The following is a 15644-nucleotide window of genomic DNA, read 5'->3' as shown; positions in this document are numbered from 1 at the left end:
GCCCTCCCCCGACCCCTCCCGAGAACGGGAGGGGAGTAGTTAGAAGCTCGATTCGTCGTAGACCTTCGAGACGTCGCCGTTCCAGATGCCGTTATAGCGCTCCAGCAGAACTTCCGCCGGCACCTTGCCGCTGCGGACGATTTCCCGCAGCGGATCGAGGAAGCCGCTCTCGTTGTCCCCTGCCCGGTTGAACCGCGCCCGCGCCGACAACCCGGCCCCGGCGATGTCGAGCACCTGTGCCGCGATATCGCGCAACTTTCCACCGCCGGCGATCGGCGCGTTCAGCCCCAGCTTCGGCACCGCATCGCGCAGTGCCTGGCGCTCGTCGATCGTCCAGTCCTTGACCAGGTCCCACGCCGCATCGAGCGCACCCTGATCGTACAGCAGCCCGACCCACAGCGCCGGCAGCGCGCAGATCCGGTTCCACGGTCCGCCATCCGCGCCGCGCATCTCGAGGAAGGTCTTCAACCGCACCTCGGGGAACGCCGTCGACAGATGATCGGTCCAGTCGTCGAGCGTCGGCTTCTCGCCCGGCAGCACCGACAATTCGCCCTTCAGGAAATCGCGGAACGACAACCCGGCGGCGTCGATATATTTGCCCTCGCGGTAGACGAAGTACATCGGCACATCGAGCGCGTACTCGGCGTAGCGCTCGTAGCCGAAGCCATCCTCGAACACGAACGGCAGCATGCCCGTGCGATGGGGATCGGTGTCCGACCAGATATGGCTGCGATACGACAACATGCCGTTGGGCTTGCCCTCGGTGAACGGCGAGTTCGCGAACAGCGCGGTCGCCAGCGGCTGGAGCGCCAGTCCGACGCGGAATTTTTTCACCATGTCCGCCTCGGACGCGTAATCCAGGTTCACCTGGATCGTGCAGGTCCGCAGCATCATGTCGAGCCCCATGCTGCCGACGCGCGGCATGTGCCGCAGCATGATCGCATAGCGCCCCTTGGGCATCGTCGGCAGTTCCGCGCGCGTCTTGTCCGGCCACATGCCGAGTCCGAGGAAGCCGATGCCGAGCTTCTCGCCCGCAGCCTTCACCTGCTCCAGGTGGCGCCCGGTTTCGGCGCAGGTCTCGTGCAACGAATCGAGCGGGGCGCCCGACAGTTCGAACTGGCCCGCGGGCTCCAGGCTGATGCTGCCGTCGGGCCCCGACATGGCGATCGCGTTTCCGCCCTCCATGACCGGCTTCCACCCATATTGCTCCAGCTCGCCGAGCAACGCGCGGATGCCGCTCGGCTCGTCATAGGACGGCGCGTGATGATCGCCGTTCGCATAGACGAACTTCTCGTGCTCGGTGCCGATCCGCCACGCATCCTTCGGCTTTTCGCCGCCCGCGAAGCTGGCGATCAACTGGTCGCGCGACTCGATCGTCGGGCTGGTCTTTTTCGGAGCGGGAATCGTCGTCATCGCCGCGCCTTACGCGCCGATGAACGAGGGTGCTAGAGGGGATTCGGACCAATCGGTATCAATGTCACGCGTGCCCGTCAGGACGTGTGCCAATCGCCGGCCGCCGCCATCCACAAGGCGACCGCGGCACCCGCCGCGGTTTCCGCGCGCAGGATGCGGGGGCCGAGGCCGATACCGATGGCCTGGGGATGATTGCGGATCGCCTCGCGCTCGTCCGCGTCGAAGCCGCCTTCGGGCCCGATCAGGATCGCCGCCGGACCGGGCCGCGCGCGCATCGCTTCAAGAGCGGGCGCGCCGCCGGTCTCGTCGGCAAAGAACAGCGCGCGATCTTCGGGCCAATCGCGAAGTAGTGCGGCAAGCTTCACCGGCTCGGTCACCTCGGGCAGCGCGGTGCGCCCGCATTGCTCGGCCGCCTCGATCATCTGCGTACGCAGCCGCTCGGTGTTGGGCTTGTCGACGATCGTTCGCCGCGTGACAACGGGTTGCAGCCGCGCGACGCCAAGCTCGCAGGCTTTCTCCGCCATCCAGTCGACCCGGCCCTTCTTGAGTGGGGCGGCACACAACCACAGGTCGGGCACGTCCTCGCGCGGCCGCAGCAGTTCGGTGACGTCGAGCACGAGGTCACGCTTGCCGACGCTCGACGCGACGCCAAGCCATTCGCCAGTGCGATCGTCGAACAGCTTCACCGGATCGCCGATCTTCATCCGCATCACCCCGACGAGGTAATGCGCGGCGGGACCATCGATGTGGAGAGGCCCCGGTGCGAGCGTTGCATCGACGAAGAGGCGCGGCGTGGACTGCGGCGGCCAGGCGGGAGTTGCGGGCATAACTAGCCTCTAGCAAATCCTCCCCGGCACGGGGAGGGGGACCAGCGCAGCTGGTGGAGGGGGGCTTCGGCGAAAGTAACGGCGGCGTCCGGGGCGTTAACAGAAGCGGCACTTGCGAGGCTCTCCGCTACCAGCGGAACGCTCGCGGTGATCCCCCTCCACCCTTCGCCAAGGCGAACGGTCCCCCTCCCCGTGCCGGGGAGGATTTTAGGAGGGGCCTCTCCGGGAAGCGGCGTTCAACGTTTCCGCCGCATCCACATTTTTCGCGCAACCACCCACGCAACAACCAAAACCACGACGCCAAGGATCAACACGCCCGAAACCGCGCCGGCGACACGGAAAATTCCCCAGAACAACGCCTCGACGAAGCGGCCGACCGCCACCGAAAGGCCGATCATGCGAGAGGGTCCGAACGCGCCACTCCCTCGACCTTAGCCGGCAAAGGCTTGCGCGCCAAACCCCGTCTTCCTACGCCTCCGCCATGCAGACCAAGCCGAGCCACGCGGAAATCGTCCCCGACAGCGAACACCGCGGGCTGGTCGGTCGCCTCCCGCCGCCCCTACGCGGCCTTGCGCTTCTCGCCCGCTTCGACCGCCCGATCGGCTGGTGGCTGCTGTTCTGGCCCGGCGCGTGGGGCGTCGCGCTTGCCGGTGGCGCGGTCGAGCGCTGGGACCTGATCCTCTGGCTCCTCCTCGGCAGCATCGCGATGCGCGGCGCCGGCTGCGTGTTCAACGACATCGTCGACCGCGACCTCGACGCGCAGGTCGCGCGCACCCGCGCCCGGCCGATCCCGAGCGGGCTCGTCTCGATCAAGCTCGCCTGGATCTGGCTCGTCGCGCTCTGTCTGATCGGGCTCGTCGTCCTCCTCCAGCTCACCCCCTTCGCCGCGATCGTCGCGCTCGCGAGCCTCGCCCCCGTCGCCGCCTACCCCTTTATGAAGCGCATCACCTGGTGGCCGCAGGCATGGCTCGGCATCGTCTTCTCCTGGGCCTTGCTGGTCGGCTGGAGCGATATCGCCGGCGCACTCGATACGCCGATGTGGCTGCTCTACACAGGCTCGATCGCGTGGGTGATCGGCTACGATACGATCTATGCGCTGCAGGACCGCGAGGACGATGCGATGATCGGAATCCGTTCGTCCGCGCTCCGCATGGGCGCGCACGTAGAGACCGGAGTCGGTGCCTTCTACGTCGCTGCCGTCGCGCTATGGGCCACAGCCTTCTGGCAGATCCGCCCCGATCCTCTCGCGGTCGCCGCGCTCGTGCCCGTCGCGCTCCACCTCGCCTGGCAGGTCGTCACGCTCAAACCCGACACGCACGAGGGCGCCGGCACCGCCGCACTCGCTCGCTTCCGCGCGAACCGTTTCGCAGGACTGCTCATGTTCCTCGCCTGCGTGGTTGTCGGCACGAGCCTGCATCCCTAACTCGCTGCTATGCTGACCCCAGACCAAGCCCGCGACCGCGCCCACGACATCGTCCAGCGCGCGAGGGCGGCGGGCGCCGACGCCGCCGACGCGGTCTTTGCCGCCGATGCCGCGCTCGACGTGTCGATCCGCCTCGGCAAGCTCGAGGATATCGGCCGCTCCGAGAGCGAGGATCTGGGCCTGCGCGTCTTCGTCGGCCAGCGCTCCGCCAGCGTCTCCACCTCCGACCTGTCGACCACTGCGATGGACGCGCTCGTCGAACGCGCGGTGGCGATGGCGCGCGAGGCGCCGGAAGATCCCTGGGCCGGCCTCGCCCCCGCCGACCGCTTGCTCCACGGCATCATCCCCATGCTCGGCCTCGACGACGGCGGCGAAGCCAGCCCCGAGCAACTCCGCGACGCAGCGCTCGAAGCCGAAGATGCAGCCCGCGCTGTCACCGGCGTCTCGAACAGCGAAGGCGGCGGCGCCAGCGCCTCGCGCAGCGTCTGGGCACTCGCGACCAGCCACGGTTTCGCCGGCGCCTATGCCGCGACCGGCTACGGCGTCTCGGCCAGCGTGCTCGCAGGCGAAGGCGGGAACATGCAACGCGACTACGCGCACAGCAGCGCCCGTCTCCGCGCGCATCTCGAAGCGCCCGACGCGATCGGCCGCCGGGCCGGCGAACAAGCGGTCGCCCGCCTCAACCCCGGCCGTCTCGTCAGCGGGCCAACCACGATCGTCTACGACCGCCGCGTCGGCGCCTCGCTCGTAGGCCACATGCTCGGCGCGATCTCCGGCCAGGCGATCACGCGGAAGACGAGCTTCCTGCTCGATTCGCTCGGCAATCAGGTGTTCGCGCACGGCATCACCATTCGCGACGATCCGCACCGCCCGCACGGTCTGCGCTCGCGTCCGTTCGACGGCGAAGGCCTGCCCGTCTCGCCGAGCGACATCATCGAGGACGGCATGCTCGAACGCTGGCTGCTCGACTCAGCTTCCGCGAGGCAGCTCGGCCTCGAACCGACCGGCCACGCCGCCCGCGGTGTCGGCGGCGGGCCCGGCGTATCGACCAGCAACGTCTTCATGGAACCGGGCCACGTACCCCTCGAAACGCTGATCGCCGACATAGAATCCGGCGTGTACGTCACCGAACTGATGGGCGGCGGCGCGAACGGCGTGACCGGCGATTACAGTCGTGGCGCAGCGGGCTTCCGCATCGAGAACGGCCAGATCACCACGCCGGTCGCCGAGTTCACGATCGCCGGCAACGTCAAGGACATGTTCCTCGCGATGACCCCCGCCAACGACCTGGAATTCCGCTACGGCGTGAACGTGCCGACTCTCCGCGTGGAGGGCATGACGGTGGCGAGTGGCTGACCGGTATCGCGGGCCGGAACGGTCGCCGGCATGGCTGCGCGCGATGGCTGACGCGGTTGCGAAGATTGCCATGGAGGCGGGCGCGATGGCGCACGACCGCTTCGACACCGATTTCCAGCGTTGGGAAAAGACCCCCGGCAGCCCGGTCTGCGAACTCGACATCGCGATCGACCGGATGCTCAAGGCGCGGCTGTCGACGCTGCTCCCCGAAGCCGGCTGGCTGTCCGAGGAAACCGCCGACAACGCCGATCGCCTCGCCCACGACCTGCTCTGGGTGGTCGACCCGATCGACGGCACGCGCGATTATATCCGCGCAAGGCCCGGCTGGTGCGTCTCGGTCGCGCTGGTCGACCGTGGCCGCTCGGTGATCGGCATTCTCGACGCCCCCTCGCGTGGCGAACACTGGCAAGCCCTCGCAGGCCAGGGCGCCACCCGCAACGGCGTGCCGCTCCAGGTCGGCAACCGCACCGACTTCACGGGCAGCCGGACGCCTGTCGATGCCCTCCCCAAAGCCGACCGCGACCTCGTCATGGTCCACAAGCCCAACTCGATCGCGCTCCGCATCGCGATGGTCGCCGCCGACGAAGCCGACCTTGTCGCCACGCTCCGCTGGGGCAACGAATGGGACATCGCCGCCGCGATCCTTGTCGCGAGCGAAGCGGGCGCGGTGGTGAGTGACGCGCTGGGGGCGCCGCTGGTCTTCAACAAACCCCGCCCGCAGGCGTTCGGCGTGTTGACGTCAGCGCCGGGAATACACGGGGCGGCAGTGGAACGCCTGGCAGATCGCGCACGCAATCTCCTAGCGTGAACGACCAGCGTCGGCGGTGAACCGACCCGGCCTTTTCGGTCATGCGGTCGAAGAATCAGCTGCACGATCGCATAGGCAACGCCTCTCGGCGAACGCGCTCCTCATTCGTCGGTCATGCGCGCCAGCAGGCTCGCCATGCGCCGTCTCCCGAGCGTCGTGAGCTGGACGTGCGAGCGGCGGCCGTCGCGTTCGTCGCGGGTGCGTTCGACCAGCCCGGCCTCCTGCAGCATCGTCAGATAGCGCAACGCCGTCGCCGATGGCGCACGCGCGCCGATGCAGACCGCGGAAACGCTCAGCTGTCGGCACTCGTGATCCGAAATGAACAGGTCGAGCAGAATGTCCCAGGCGGGCTCGGAAAACAGCGCGTCCCCGAGAATCTGGTCGCGGATCTTCCGCAAGGCGTAGAGCCGCTTGGCAACGTCGATCAATACCGGATCCGAGATGACGGGGAGCACGCCGCGCTTGGCGGTGATGGTCGACCCGACGGGAGTTGATAGGGAAAGCGCGTAATTCATGGACGTCTTCCGAATAGGCTTCAGCGGATCGTCGGGTCCTGACGACTCCAGTCGAGATCCCAGCCACGAGCCCGGATTCGCCGCGAGTGCCTGACCGTCCCGATCACGAGAAGCAGGACGATGGGATAGCTCCAGGCGGCGGAGAGAAATGCGTAGACGAGCCGGATCACGTCGGGACTGATCGCCCTGGCCAGATGCGCCCCGGTCCCCAGCGCGTGAAGCGCCGTGGCCCAGGCCGGCCAGAAACGATCAGCCTTGAGCGTGATCGCGACCATCACCGCGAGCAGGACCAGGTCGACGATCATCACGCCAAGTTCCAACCCTGAAAACAGGAGCGAAACGTGGCGCTGGACAATCCCGGTCGACGCTGCTGCGAGCAGCAGCGCCAGTCCGGTCAGCCGCTCCGGCGCACCACCGCGCAGGATCGCATAGCCGGACGCCGCCAGCTGTATTGCGTAGAACAACCAGACCCGATCCAACTCTACCCCCCGAAGCAAGACCGAAACCGGCCCGTTCAGGCCACGGCTGCAAGGCGAACGGGCGCCTCGACACGCAATGCCCCTTCGTTCGGCGGGCATTCGGCGGTATCGCCGTAGCCGTAGAACTGGCCCAGCCCGATCTCTGCGCGCACCTCGACCAGCGCACGGTGCGCGTCGACGAAGCGCTGGCGTGCGTTGATGATGTCGAGCGATGCCTGCGACACCATCTGCAGCGCGGCGGCGCCGGTGCCGACCGGCAGGTTGGCGGCGATGCGCTGTTGCAGCAGCGTGGAGACGCACGATGCCGCGAGCAGCGCCGCCTGGTCGACCGCGGCCTCAGCCTTCAGGAAATCGGTCGTGACCTTGTCGGTCGCTTCGCGCCGTTGCTTCAACATCGAAATTCTCCCCGTTGGCACCGTTGGCGCGGTGCCGTGTATGGGAGCGCCGCGATCGCGGTTCGATCGCAACAGGCTGGTCAACGTCATCGCCATGTTCACGAGCGCCATCGTGGTGACGGCGATCAGGCCCACGAGACCGATCAGTCGAACTAGCCTGTCGCCTACCGAAACCCGGTTGCGGGCGACACCCACCGATCCGCTGCGCTGGTTCAATCCCAGGAAGCGGCGAACAAGCCCCCACGGCTCGATCTGCCCGATCTCTGGGCGATTCGACGGGGGGTTGGGAACGTCGATTGGTTCGGATGGTAGCCGTTCGTATGTCGAAACCGTCGCCTCGCCCGGCTCGCGATCGTCCGCCAGGCTGCGGGGAGGCGGCTGGATCGCGCGCGGCGGCGGTGCGCGCTCTCGCGTCAGCAGCGCACCGTCTTCGCCACCGTCCAGGCCGCTGTTGCTACCGCTAACGCGGACGCCAAGGCTGTCCGCCCCGGGCACATGATCGCGAAGACGTTCGTGGTCCTGGAGACGGCGGGCAGCCTCGAACCGCGTGCCGACCCCGAGGATCTGGATCGCCCGCTCGATGCGCTTGTCGATCGCCGACGGCGACACGCCGAAGATGGCCGCGATCTCCTTGGAATTGTGATGCGTCAGCACGAGCCGCAGGCAAGCGCATTGTGCTTCGGTCAGCTGTTCGATGCGTCCGGCGGTCATGGGGTTATCGTAGCGCGATCACGCACTGCTTGCACCTTCCGAGTATCAGGGGGACAGATGCCGTACGGGCCAACGGTATGACGCGGTCAGACCAGACCCTCGTGGCGCATCGCGGTCTGGACCGCCGGGCGAATCATTATCCGTTCGCGGAGTGCGACCAGAGGCTGCGGCACGTCGAGATGGCTCTTGCCTGCCCAGAGCAGCATCACGAACAGATAGCAGTCGGCGACGCTCGGATCCGGACCGAACACATAGTCGCCGGCCATCGTATCGGCCAGATAGCCGAGCCGCTTGACGATCGTCGCGCTGGCCTTCGCCTTGTCGTCGTCCGAGGCGCCGGAGAAGAACGGCTTGAAGCCCTTGTGGATTTCGGTCGAAATATAGGCCAGCGCTTCCAGCAGGTGCGTGCGACCCATTACGCCGCCGGGCGCGAGTTGCGGCGCCTGCTGCGCGATCCAGTCGAGGATCGCGATGTTCTCGCTGAGCGTCTCGCCGCTGTCTAGCGTCAGCGCGGGGACATAGCCCTTGGGATTGATCGTGGCATAGTCGCCGTCTGCTCGGTGCGGCCGGTCTTGAGATCGACGCGCTCATGCTCGAACGACAGACCGGCTTCGTGGAGAGCGATGTGGTCGGCGAGGCTGCACGCGCCGGGGGAGTAATAGAGCTTCATCGTTGGTCTCCTTTTGAGAGGCTCAACGCGCGTGTACGCGATCAGTCGCGGGCGAAGATCTCGTCATGCGGGATGGTGAGGTCGAGCGAGGGGATGCGCAGGTCCGCTCGATCCGGGAGCCAGTCGTCGGTCCAACCGCCGCCCGGGGTGCGCCGGACGAGGCGAATGCGCTCGTCGGTCGGGTCGACGAGGATGATCTCGCGGGTACCGTCGAGCTCGCGATACTCCTCGAGCTTGACCTTCTGGTCGTAGGAGGATGTCGACGGCGACAGGACTTCGAAGACGACCTGAGGGTCGCCGAGAAGCTTCTTGCGGTCATTACCGGGTGCGGACGGGTTGTTGCAGTAGATGCTGAGGTCAGGGAATCGTACCGACCGCTCGCCGGTGCGGGTAGCGAAGTCTGAGCCGTAGGAGCGGCAGCCTGTGCCTCGGAGTTTGGGGTGGAAATATGCCAGAAGATTGGCGGCAATACGGGCGTGAACCTCGTTTCCACCCGCCATCATGTAGATCAGGCCGTCTTCGAGTTCGGCCTTCGCGCCGCCGAAATCCATGTCGAGGAATTCGTCGACTTCGACTCGGCGATAGGCGGGATCAAGACGGACTGCGGCCATATGCAGCAGGGTATACCTTTCGCGCGGACAAACAAAGGGCCGGGGATTGCTCCCCGGCCCTTTGCTTTGGTCGGTGTTCGGAACGGAGGACCGGCGAAGCCGGCCCTTTCGTCGGACGGGACTGGTGGCTTCGCCGCCAGCCCGCCGGCCGTTCTGATCTTGTGTCCGGGCCAGCCTTCGCTGGCCCGGTCCAAGATCAGAAGTCCATGCCGCCCATGCCGCCCATTCCGCCGCCGCCCATGGGCATGGCAGGCTTGTCTTCGGCGAGCTCGCTCACGGCCGCTTCGGTCGTGATCAGGAGGCCTGCGACCGATGCTGCGTTCTGCAGCGCGGTGCGAACGACCTTGGTCGGATCGATCACGCCGGCTTCCACGAGGTTCTCGTACGTGTCGGTCGCGGCGTTGAAGCCGATCGACGTGTCGTTGCCGTCGAGCAGCTTGCCCGAAACAACCGCACCGTCATGACCTGCGTTCTGCGCGATCTGGCGAACCAGAGCGGTCAGCGACTTGCGGACGATGTCGATACCGCGCGTCTGGTCCTCGTTCGCGCCGGTCAGGCCGTCGAGGGCCTTGGTCGCGTACAGAAGGGCCGTACCACCACCGGGGACGATGCCTTCTTCGACGGCTGCGCGGGTTGCGTGCAGCGCGTCGTCGACGCGGTCCTTGCGCTCCTTGACTTCGACTTCCGAAGAACCGCCGACCTTGATCACGGCAACGCCACCGGCAAGCTTGGCGAGACGCTCCTGGAGCTTCTCCTTGTCGTAGTCGCTGGTCGTGTTCTCGATCTGCTGGCGGATCGCTTCGGTGCGGCCCTTGATCGTGTCGTGATCGCCGGCACCGTCGACGATGACGGTGTTGTCCTTGTCGATCGTGACGCGCTTGGCAGTGCCGAGCATGCCGAGCGTGACAGTCTCGAGCTTGATGCCGAGGTCTTCCGAGATCATCTCGCCCTTGGTCAGGATCGCGATGTCCTCGAGCATCGCCTTGCGACGATCGCCGAAGCCCGGTGCCTTGACCGCTGCGACCTTCAGGCCACCGCGCAGCTTGTTGACGACGAGCGTGGCCAGAGCCTCACCCTCGATGTCTTCTGCAATGATCAGGAGCGGACGACCCGACTGGACGACGGCTTCCAGGATCGGGAGCATCGCCTGCAGGTTCGACAGCTTCTTCTCGTGGATCAGGATGTAGGGATCCTGAAGCTCGACCGACATCTTCTCGGGGTTGGTGATGAAGTAGGGCGACAGATAGCCGCGGTCGAACTGCATGCCCTCGACGACGTCGAGCTCGAATTCGAGACCCTTCGCTTCCTCGACGGTGATCACGCCTTCCTTGCCGACCTTCTCCATGGCTTCGGCGATCTTCTCGCCGACTTCACGGTCGCCGTTAGCCGAGATGATGCCGACCTGCGCCACTTCCTTCGAACCCGAAACCGGCTTCGAACGCGCCTTGACGTCCTCGACGACCTTGATGACGGCGAGATCGATGCCGCGCTTCAGGTCCATCGGGTTCATGCCCGCTGCGACCGACTTCATGCCCTCACGGACGATCGCCTGAGCGAGGACCGTCGCGGTGGTCGTGCCGTCGCCGGCGATGTCGTTGGTCTTCGAGGCCACTTCGCGCAGCATCTGCGCACCCATGTTCTCGAACTTGTCCTTGAGCTCGATCTCCTTGGCGACGGTGACGCCGTCCTTGGTGATGCGCGGTGCGCCGAAGCTCTTGTCGATGACGACGTTGCGGCCCTTGGGGCCCAAGGTCACCTTGACTGCGTCGGCGAGGATATCGACGCCGCGGAGGATGCGCTCACGCGCGTCACGACCGAATTTTACGTCCTTGGAAGCCATGTCAGCTGCCCTTTCAAAAAAGTGAAGTTCACAAAGTGCAGACGCTGGCGCGGGTTTCGCTGCCAGCATTCCCTGGCCCGTTCACGTCAGTAACACCTGACGATGCCGAGCCCGTTGGCGTCAGCCAACGATACCAAGGATGTCCGATTCCTTCATGATGAGGAGGTCCTCACCGTCGACCTTGACCTCGGTGCCCGACCATTTGCCGAACAGGATCTTGTCACCGGTCTTGACGTCGAGCGGGGTGATCGTGCCGTTCTCGGCGCGGGTGCCGGTGCCGATGGCGACGACTTCGCCTTCCTGCGGCTTTTCCTTGGCGGTGTCGGGGATGATGATGCCGCCAGCCGTCTTCTCTTCGGCTTCGAGGCGCTTCACCAGCACGCGATCATGCAATGGACGAAAGTTCATGGGATCCATGTCCTTTTGGGATTGTGACAGATTTCTGGCACTCAGGGGACCCGAGTGCCAACGGACGGCATATGTGCCTGGTGGTGGCCCATGTCAAAGGTTCCGGGGGTGAAATTTTTTCGGGTGGGCGTGGTATTCGGGCATCGTGGCTGACGGGGCGTATCGGTACTGCCGGACCGCACTGCCGTTCTCCTGCGCACGCAGGAGTCCAGGGCAACGAAGGGCGGCGCTTGGTATCCTGGGCTCCTGCGTTCGCAGGAGAACACGAAGCAGAGTGGCTCTCCCCTTCTGCTCCCCTTCCGCTTGCGGGAGGGGTCGGGGGAGGGGCTTTCCTATGCGGGGCATTCGTGGGACTCCCCTCCCCTAACCCCTCCCGCAAGCGGAAGGGGGATCGCGTGACGGTGGGGTAGATGTACCGGCTGACACGCCTCCTGTATTGGCACGGTAACACAGGCCATTTACCTCCGTCCGCGCATGCTCTAGCTCTTCCTCCCATGACCGATACCGCAGCACCGTCCTACGCCCCATCCTATGTCGATCCGACCCGCCCTCCGCGGCGGAAATGGCGGCTCGTCCGGGGCGTGTGGAAGTTCCTCGTGGCGATCAAGGATGCGCTCGTCCTGATCGCGATGCTGTTGTTCTTCGGGCTGATCTTCGCGGCGCTCAATGCGCGGCCGGGGACCAAGGCGATCAAGGACGGCGCGCTGGTGCTCGACCTCAACGGCTCGATCGTCGAGCAGCCCGAGGAACAGGCCGCGTTTGCGGCGCTGTCCGGGCAGAGCCGGACCCGGCAGTTCCGCCTGCGCGACGTGGTCCGCTCGATCGACACCGCGCGCACCGATGCGCGGGTGAAGGTGGTGGTGCTCGATCTCGACAGCTTCAGCGGCGCCTATCCCGCAGCGCTCGGCGAAGTCGGCGACGCGCTGGCGCGGGTGCGCGCGAGCGGCAAGCCGGTGCTCGCCTATGCGACTGCGTATACCGATGGCGGTTACCGTCTGGCCGCGAATGCTAGCGAGATCTGGGTTAACCCGATGGGCGGCACGATCTTCATGGGCCCGGGCGGAAACCAGCTGTATTACAAAGGCTTGATCGACAAGCTCGGCGTCAACGCGCACGTCTACCGCGTCGGTCGCTACAAGTCGTTCGTCGAACCCTATATACGCGCCGACCAGAGCGAGGACGCAAAGGCCGCGAGCATCGCGCTGTACGGCACGCTGTTCGGCCAGTGGCGCGAGGCGATCGCCAAGGCGCGACCCAAAGCACAGATCGCGCAGTTCATGAGCGCCCCCGACAAGATCATCGTGGCGGCGAACGGCAACATCGCTGAGGCCAATCTGCGCGCCGGGATCGTCGACAAGCTCGGCGACCGGACCGCATTCGGCCGGCGCGTCGCCGAAATCGCCGGTAGCGACGACGACAAGCCGGCGGGCAATTACACGGCCATCAAATACGACGCCTGGGTGAAGGCGAACCCGCTCCCGACCGCAGGTGACGCGATCGGCGTGCTGACGATCGCCGGCGAGATCGTCGACGGCGAGAGCGGCCTCGGCAAGGCGGCCGGCAAGACGATCGAGAAGGCGGTGCTCGACGGGCTCGCCAAGAAGACCCTCAAGGCCCTCGTGGTGCGCGTCGATTCGCCCGGCGGTTCGGTGCTGGCGTCGGAACAGATCCGGCTCGCGATCCTGGAGGCCAAGCGGCAGAAGCTGCCGGTGGTCGTGTCGATGGGCGGCCTGGCGGCGAGCGGCGGCTATTGGGTATCGACCCCGGCGGACGTGATCTTCGCCGAGCCGAGCACGATCACCGGCTCGATCGGAATCTTCGGTGTGCTGCCGACGTTCGAGAACGCCCTCGCCAAGATCGGCGTGACCAGCGACGGCGTGAAGACGACGCCGCTGTCGGGCCAGCCCGACATCACCGGCGGCACCACGCCGATGTTCGACGCGATCGCGCAGGCCGGCATCGAGAACGGCTATCGCGAGTTCGTCGCCCGGGTCGCTGCGTCGCGGAAGATGACGCCGGCACGAGTCGACGCGATCGGCCAGGGTCGCGTCTGGGATGGCGGCACCGCGCGGCAGATCGGCCTGGTCGACCGGTTCGGGACGCTCAAGGATGCGATCGACGAGGCCGCCAGGCGCGCCAAGCTCGATCCGGCCAAGGTCCACGCCGAGTATCTGGAGAAGAAGCCGGGCTTCCTCGCGACGATCGCGCAGGATTTCGGGAAGGATGGTGCCGACGACGATGCAGGCGGCGGCGATGCGTTCGCGCATGTCGCGGCGGATCGGCGCCAGATGCTCGCGCGTGCGGTCGGCGACATGAAGCGGCTGGCAACCTCGGGCTCGATTCAGGCGCGCTGCCTCGAGTGCGGCGGGATGGGGCCGACGGCGTCCGGGCTCGACGATGCGAAACTGCTCGACCTGTTGCTGGCCCGGATCGGGTTCTGATGGTCGCCGCGTCTCAGGCAGCGTCCGGTAACGGGGGCGGGATCGTGATACGCGCGGCGCGGCCCGAGGATGCCGCATCGATCGCGGCGATCTATGCGCCACACGTGCTGGTCGGGACGGTATCGTTCGAAACCGAAGTGCCCGACGCGAGACAGATGCGCGCGCGGATGGCGGCGTCGGACGGGCTGTACCCTTGGCTGGTCGCGACGATCGGGCCCGAGGGTGGCGTGCTGGCGTTCGCCTATGCCGCGGCATTCCACAAGCGCGAGGCGTACCGGTTCGCGTGCGAGACCACGGTGTATGTCGCGGACGCGGCGCAGCGGCAGGGCGCGGGGCGGCTGTTGTACGAGGCGCTGATCGATACGCTGCGGGCTCAGGGGTTTACGCAGGCGATCGGCGCGATCGCGTTGCCGAACGACTCGTCGATCAAGCTGCATGAGGCGGTCGGGTTTCGGCGGGCGGGGGTGTACCGCGAGGTGGGTTACAAGAACGGCCAGTGGATCGACGTCGGGCACTGGCAATGCACGTTGGCCGAACCTTCGACGCCGCCGGTCGAACCGCGGCGGTTTGCGGATGTTGGGGTTGTGCGGGGGTGATGCTTCCGCGCCTCATTGTAGAAGGCGCACGCGAACACTCGCACCACCCCGGCGGAGGCCGGGGCCCAATTGGCGAGGTTATAGTAACGTAGCGCAGTCCGTCGTTGGCAACGTCCCCCAATTGGGCCCCGGCCTTCGCCGGGGTGGTGGCGGTGCTTGGGAGGTGCTTCCATCGTCGAGCAAGTATCGAGCGATCGCGCAAGATGGCGACGAGTAGGATTGAATAGCCAGTTCAAGCCCAACCGACCGCCCTCCCTTCCTTGTTCTCCCGCGAAGGCGGGAGCCCAGACTGGGTCCCCGCCTTCGCGGGGACACATAGCTGAGGGGCAGAGGCTAGCGCCGCCCGCCATACGCCGGCAGCGCCAGATGGAAGCGGATCGCCGCGGCGCGCAGCGTGAACCCAGCACTCGCCGCAATCACCGCCGCCCATGCCAGCGGCACCCCCAGCAACACCAGCCCGACATAACTCGCCGCCGCTAGCGCCGCCGCGGTCACGTACAGCTCAGGTCGCATCAGGATCGACGGCTCGCCCGCCAGCACATCGCGGATGATGCCGCCGACGCACGCGGTCATCACCCCCATCAGCGCCGCGGGGACCGGGGGCACGCCGTAGCCCAGCGCCTTGGCCGCGCCGTACACCGCGTACGCCGCCAGCCCGACCGCGTCGAACCAGCCGAGCGCCTCGCCCTTCCACCAGCGCTCGGGCGTCACCCAGATCAACAGCGCCATGCCGAGGCACACGCTCGCCGCGCGCGCATCGTGCACCCAGAACACCGGCGCACCGATCAGCAGGTCGCGCACCGTACCGCCGCCGACGCCGGTGATCAGCCCGAAGAACACGAGCGTCACGAAGGTCTGGCCGCGCTTGGCCGCCGCGAGCGCGCCAGAGGCTGCGAACACCGCCAGCCCGGCGAGGTCGAACCACGGCGCGGCAACGGGCAGGATCTCGACGGGGAGCGGGACGGGCAGCATCGCCGCGGCGTAACCGGCGCGTCGACAACCGTAAAGCGCGGCAGACCCCAAAGCCAGACGGCCCCGGTCGCGTCACCCCGCACCCCCTGCCGAAGTCGGCCGCATCAAAATGGACCAACTCTGCACTGCACGAAGATGAACGCGGTGTTGTTTTTAGTTCATGCAACCGGCGCTATGGT

The 15644-nt window shown here is 66.7% G+C and carries 17 protein-coding genes; 5 read left to right on the top strand and 12 right to left on the bottom strand.

Features of this window, described 5'->3' with window-relative positions:
• Positions 1–39: 39 nt before the first annotated feature.
• From VH567_RS12170 to VH567_RS12160, 3 genes are all read right to left on the bottom strand, one after another.
• Positions 40–1413 (bottom strand): glutamate--cysteine ligase, encoded by a 1374-nt coding sequence (locus tag VH567_RS12170; RefSeq protein ID WP_423326448.1) that lies wholly within the window; start codon positions 1411–1413, stop codon positions 40–42.
• Positions 1414–1490: 77 nt separating this feature from the next.
• The gene (locus VH567_RS12165; RefSeq protein WP_423326446.1) at positions 1491–2240 is read right to left on the bottom strand and encodes a 16S rRNA (uracil(1498)-N(3))-methyltransferase; all 750 of its coding nucleotides are present in this window, start codon (positions 2238–2240) and stop codon (positions 1491–1493) included.
• Between the two features lie 236 nt (positions 2241–2476).
• A complete protein-coding gene (locus VH567_RS12160; RefSeq protein WP_423326444.1) occupies positions 2477–2638 on the bottom strand; it encodes a hypothetical protein in 162 nt (53 codons plus the stop codon).
• 83 nt (positions 2639–2721) lie between these two features.
• On the opposite strand from VH567_RS12160, the gene ubiA reads away from it, so the two are divergent.
• Genes ubiA through VH567_RS12145 form a run of 3 tightly spaced genes read left to right on the top strand, consistent with a single transcriptional unit; the run spans position 2722 to position 5827 of the window.
• Complete coding sequence (ubiA, locus tag VH567_RS12155) at positions 2722–3663, top strand: 4-hydroxybenzoate octaprenyltransferase (RefSeq protein ID WP_423326442.1); 942 nt, start codon at positions 2722–2724, stop codon at positions 3661–3663.
• Positions 3664–3672: 9 nt separating this feature from the next.
• Positions 3673–5019 (top strand): TldD/PmbA family protein, encoded by a 1347-nt coding sequence (locus VH567_RS12150; RefSeq protein WP_423326440.1) that lies wholly within the window; start codon positions 3673–3675, stop codon positions 5017–5019.
• Positions 5020–5062: 43 nt separating this feature from the next.
• Entirely contained in the window at positions 5063–5827 is a 765-nt protein-coding gene (locus VH567_RS12145) for a 3'(2'),5'-bisphosphate nucleotidase CysQ (RefSeq protein ID WP_423326438.1), read from the top strand.
• Between the two features lie 101 nt (positions 5828–5928).
• On the opposite strand, the gene VH567_RS12140 is transcribed toward VH567_RS12145, so the two are convergent.
• From VH567_RS12140 to groES, 8 genes are all read right to left on the bottom strand, one after another.
• Positions 5929–6342 carry a winged helix DNA-binding protein gene (locus tag VH567_RS12140; protein WP_423326436.1) on the bottom strand — a complete coding sequence of 138 codons (414 nt, stop codon included), beginning with the start codon at positions 6340–6342 and terminating at the stop codon, positions 5929–5931.
• A 20-nt stretch (positions 6343–6362) separates the two neighbouring features.
• Complete coding sequence (locus VH567_RS12135) at positions 6363–6806, bottom strand: hypothetical protein (protein ID WP_423326434.1); 444 nt, start codon at positions 6804–6806, stop codon at positions 6363–6365.
• Positions 6807–6856: 50 nt separating this feature from the next.
• A complete protein-coding gene (locus VH567_RS12130; RefSeq protein ID WP_423326432.1) occupies positions 6857–7927 on the bottom strand; it encodes a hypothetical protein in 1071 nt (356 codons plus the stop codon).
• 86 nt (positions 7928–8013) lie between these two features.
• Positions 8014–8343 carry a hypothetical protein gene (locus tag VH567_RS12125; protein ID WP_423326430.1) on the bottom strand — a complete coding sequence of 110 codons (330 nt, stop codon included), beginning with the start codon at positions 8341–8343 and terminating at the stop codon, positions 8014–8016.
• 89 nt (positions 8344–8432) lie between these two features.
• Positions 8433–8597, bottom strand: a complete 165-nt coding sequence (locus tag VH567_RS12120; RefSeq protein ID WP_423326428.1) for a hypothetical protein — start codon at positions 8595–8597, stop codon at positions 8433–8435.
• Between the two features lie 41 nt (positions 8598–8638).
• The gene (locus tag VH567_RS12115; RefSeq protein ID WP_423326426.1) at positions 8639–9208 is read right to left on the bottom strand and encodes a Uma2 family endonuclease; all 570 of its coding nucleotides are present in this window, start codon (positions 9206–9208) and stop codon (positions 8639–8641) included.
• 196 nt (positions 9209–9404) lie between these two features.
• A complete protein-coding gene (gene groL, locus VH567_RS12110) occupies positions 9405–11048 on the bottom strand; it encodes a chaperonin GroEL (RefSeq protein ID WP_380782136.1) in 1644 nt (547 codons plus the stop codon).
• 120 nt (positions 11049–11168) lie between these two features.
• Complete coding sequence (gene groES / locus VH567_RS12105) at positions 11169–11456, bottom strand: co-chaperone GroES (protein WP_056052039.1); 288 nt, start codon at positions 11454–11456, stop codon at positions 11169–11171.
• Positions 11457–11950: 494 nt separating this feature from the next.
• Between groES and sppA the strand changes: the two genes are divergently transcribed.
• Together sppA and VH567_RS12095 are read left to right on the top strand one after the other, a co-directional pair.
• Positions 11951–13897, top strand: a complete 1947-nt coding sequence (gene sppA / locus VH567_RS12100) for a signal peptide peptidase SppA (RefSeq protein ID WP_423326423.1) — start codon at positions 11951–11953, stop codon at positions 13895–13897.
• Positions 13897–14493 carry a GNAT family N-acetyltransferase gene (locus tag VH567_RS12095; RefSeq protein ID WP_423326421.1) on the top strand — a complete coding sequence of 199 codons (597 nt, stop codon included), beginning with the start codon at positions 13897–13899 and terminating at the stop codon, positions 14491–14493. Before sppA ends, VH567_RS12095 begins: the two co-directional genes overlap by 1 nt.
• A gap of 333 nt (positions 14494–14826) precedes the next feature.
• On the opposite strand, the gene VH567_RS12090 is transcribed toward VH567_RS12095, so the two are convergent.
• Positions 14827–15465 (bottom strand): trimeric intracellular cation channel family protein, encoded by a 639-nt coding sequence (locus VH567_RS12090; RefSeq protein WP_423326419.1) that lies wholly within the window; start codon positions 15463–15465, stop codon positions 14827–14829.
• Positions 15466–15644 lie beyond the last annotated feature (179 nt).

Source organism: Sphingomonas sp. 4RDLI-65 (assembly GCF_049472435.1).
GTDB lineage: Bacteria > Pseudomonadota > Alphaproteobacteria > Sphingomonadales > Sphingomonadaceae > Sphingomonas.
The sequence above is the reverse complement of the archived record's forward strand: the minus strand, read 5'-3'. Positions and strand labels throughout refer to the sequence as shown.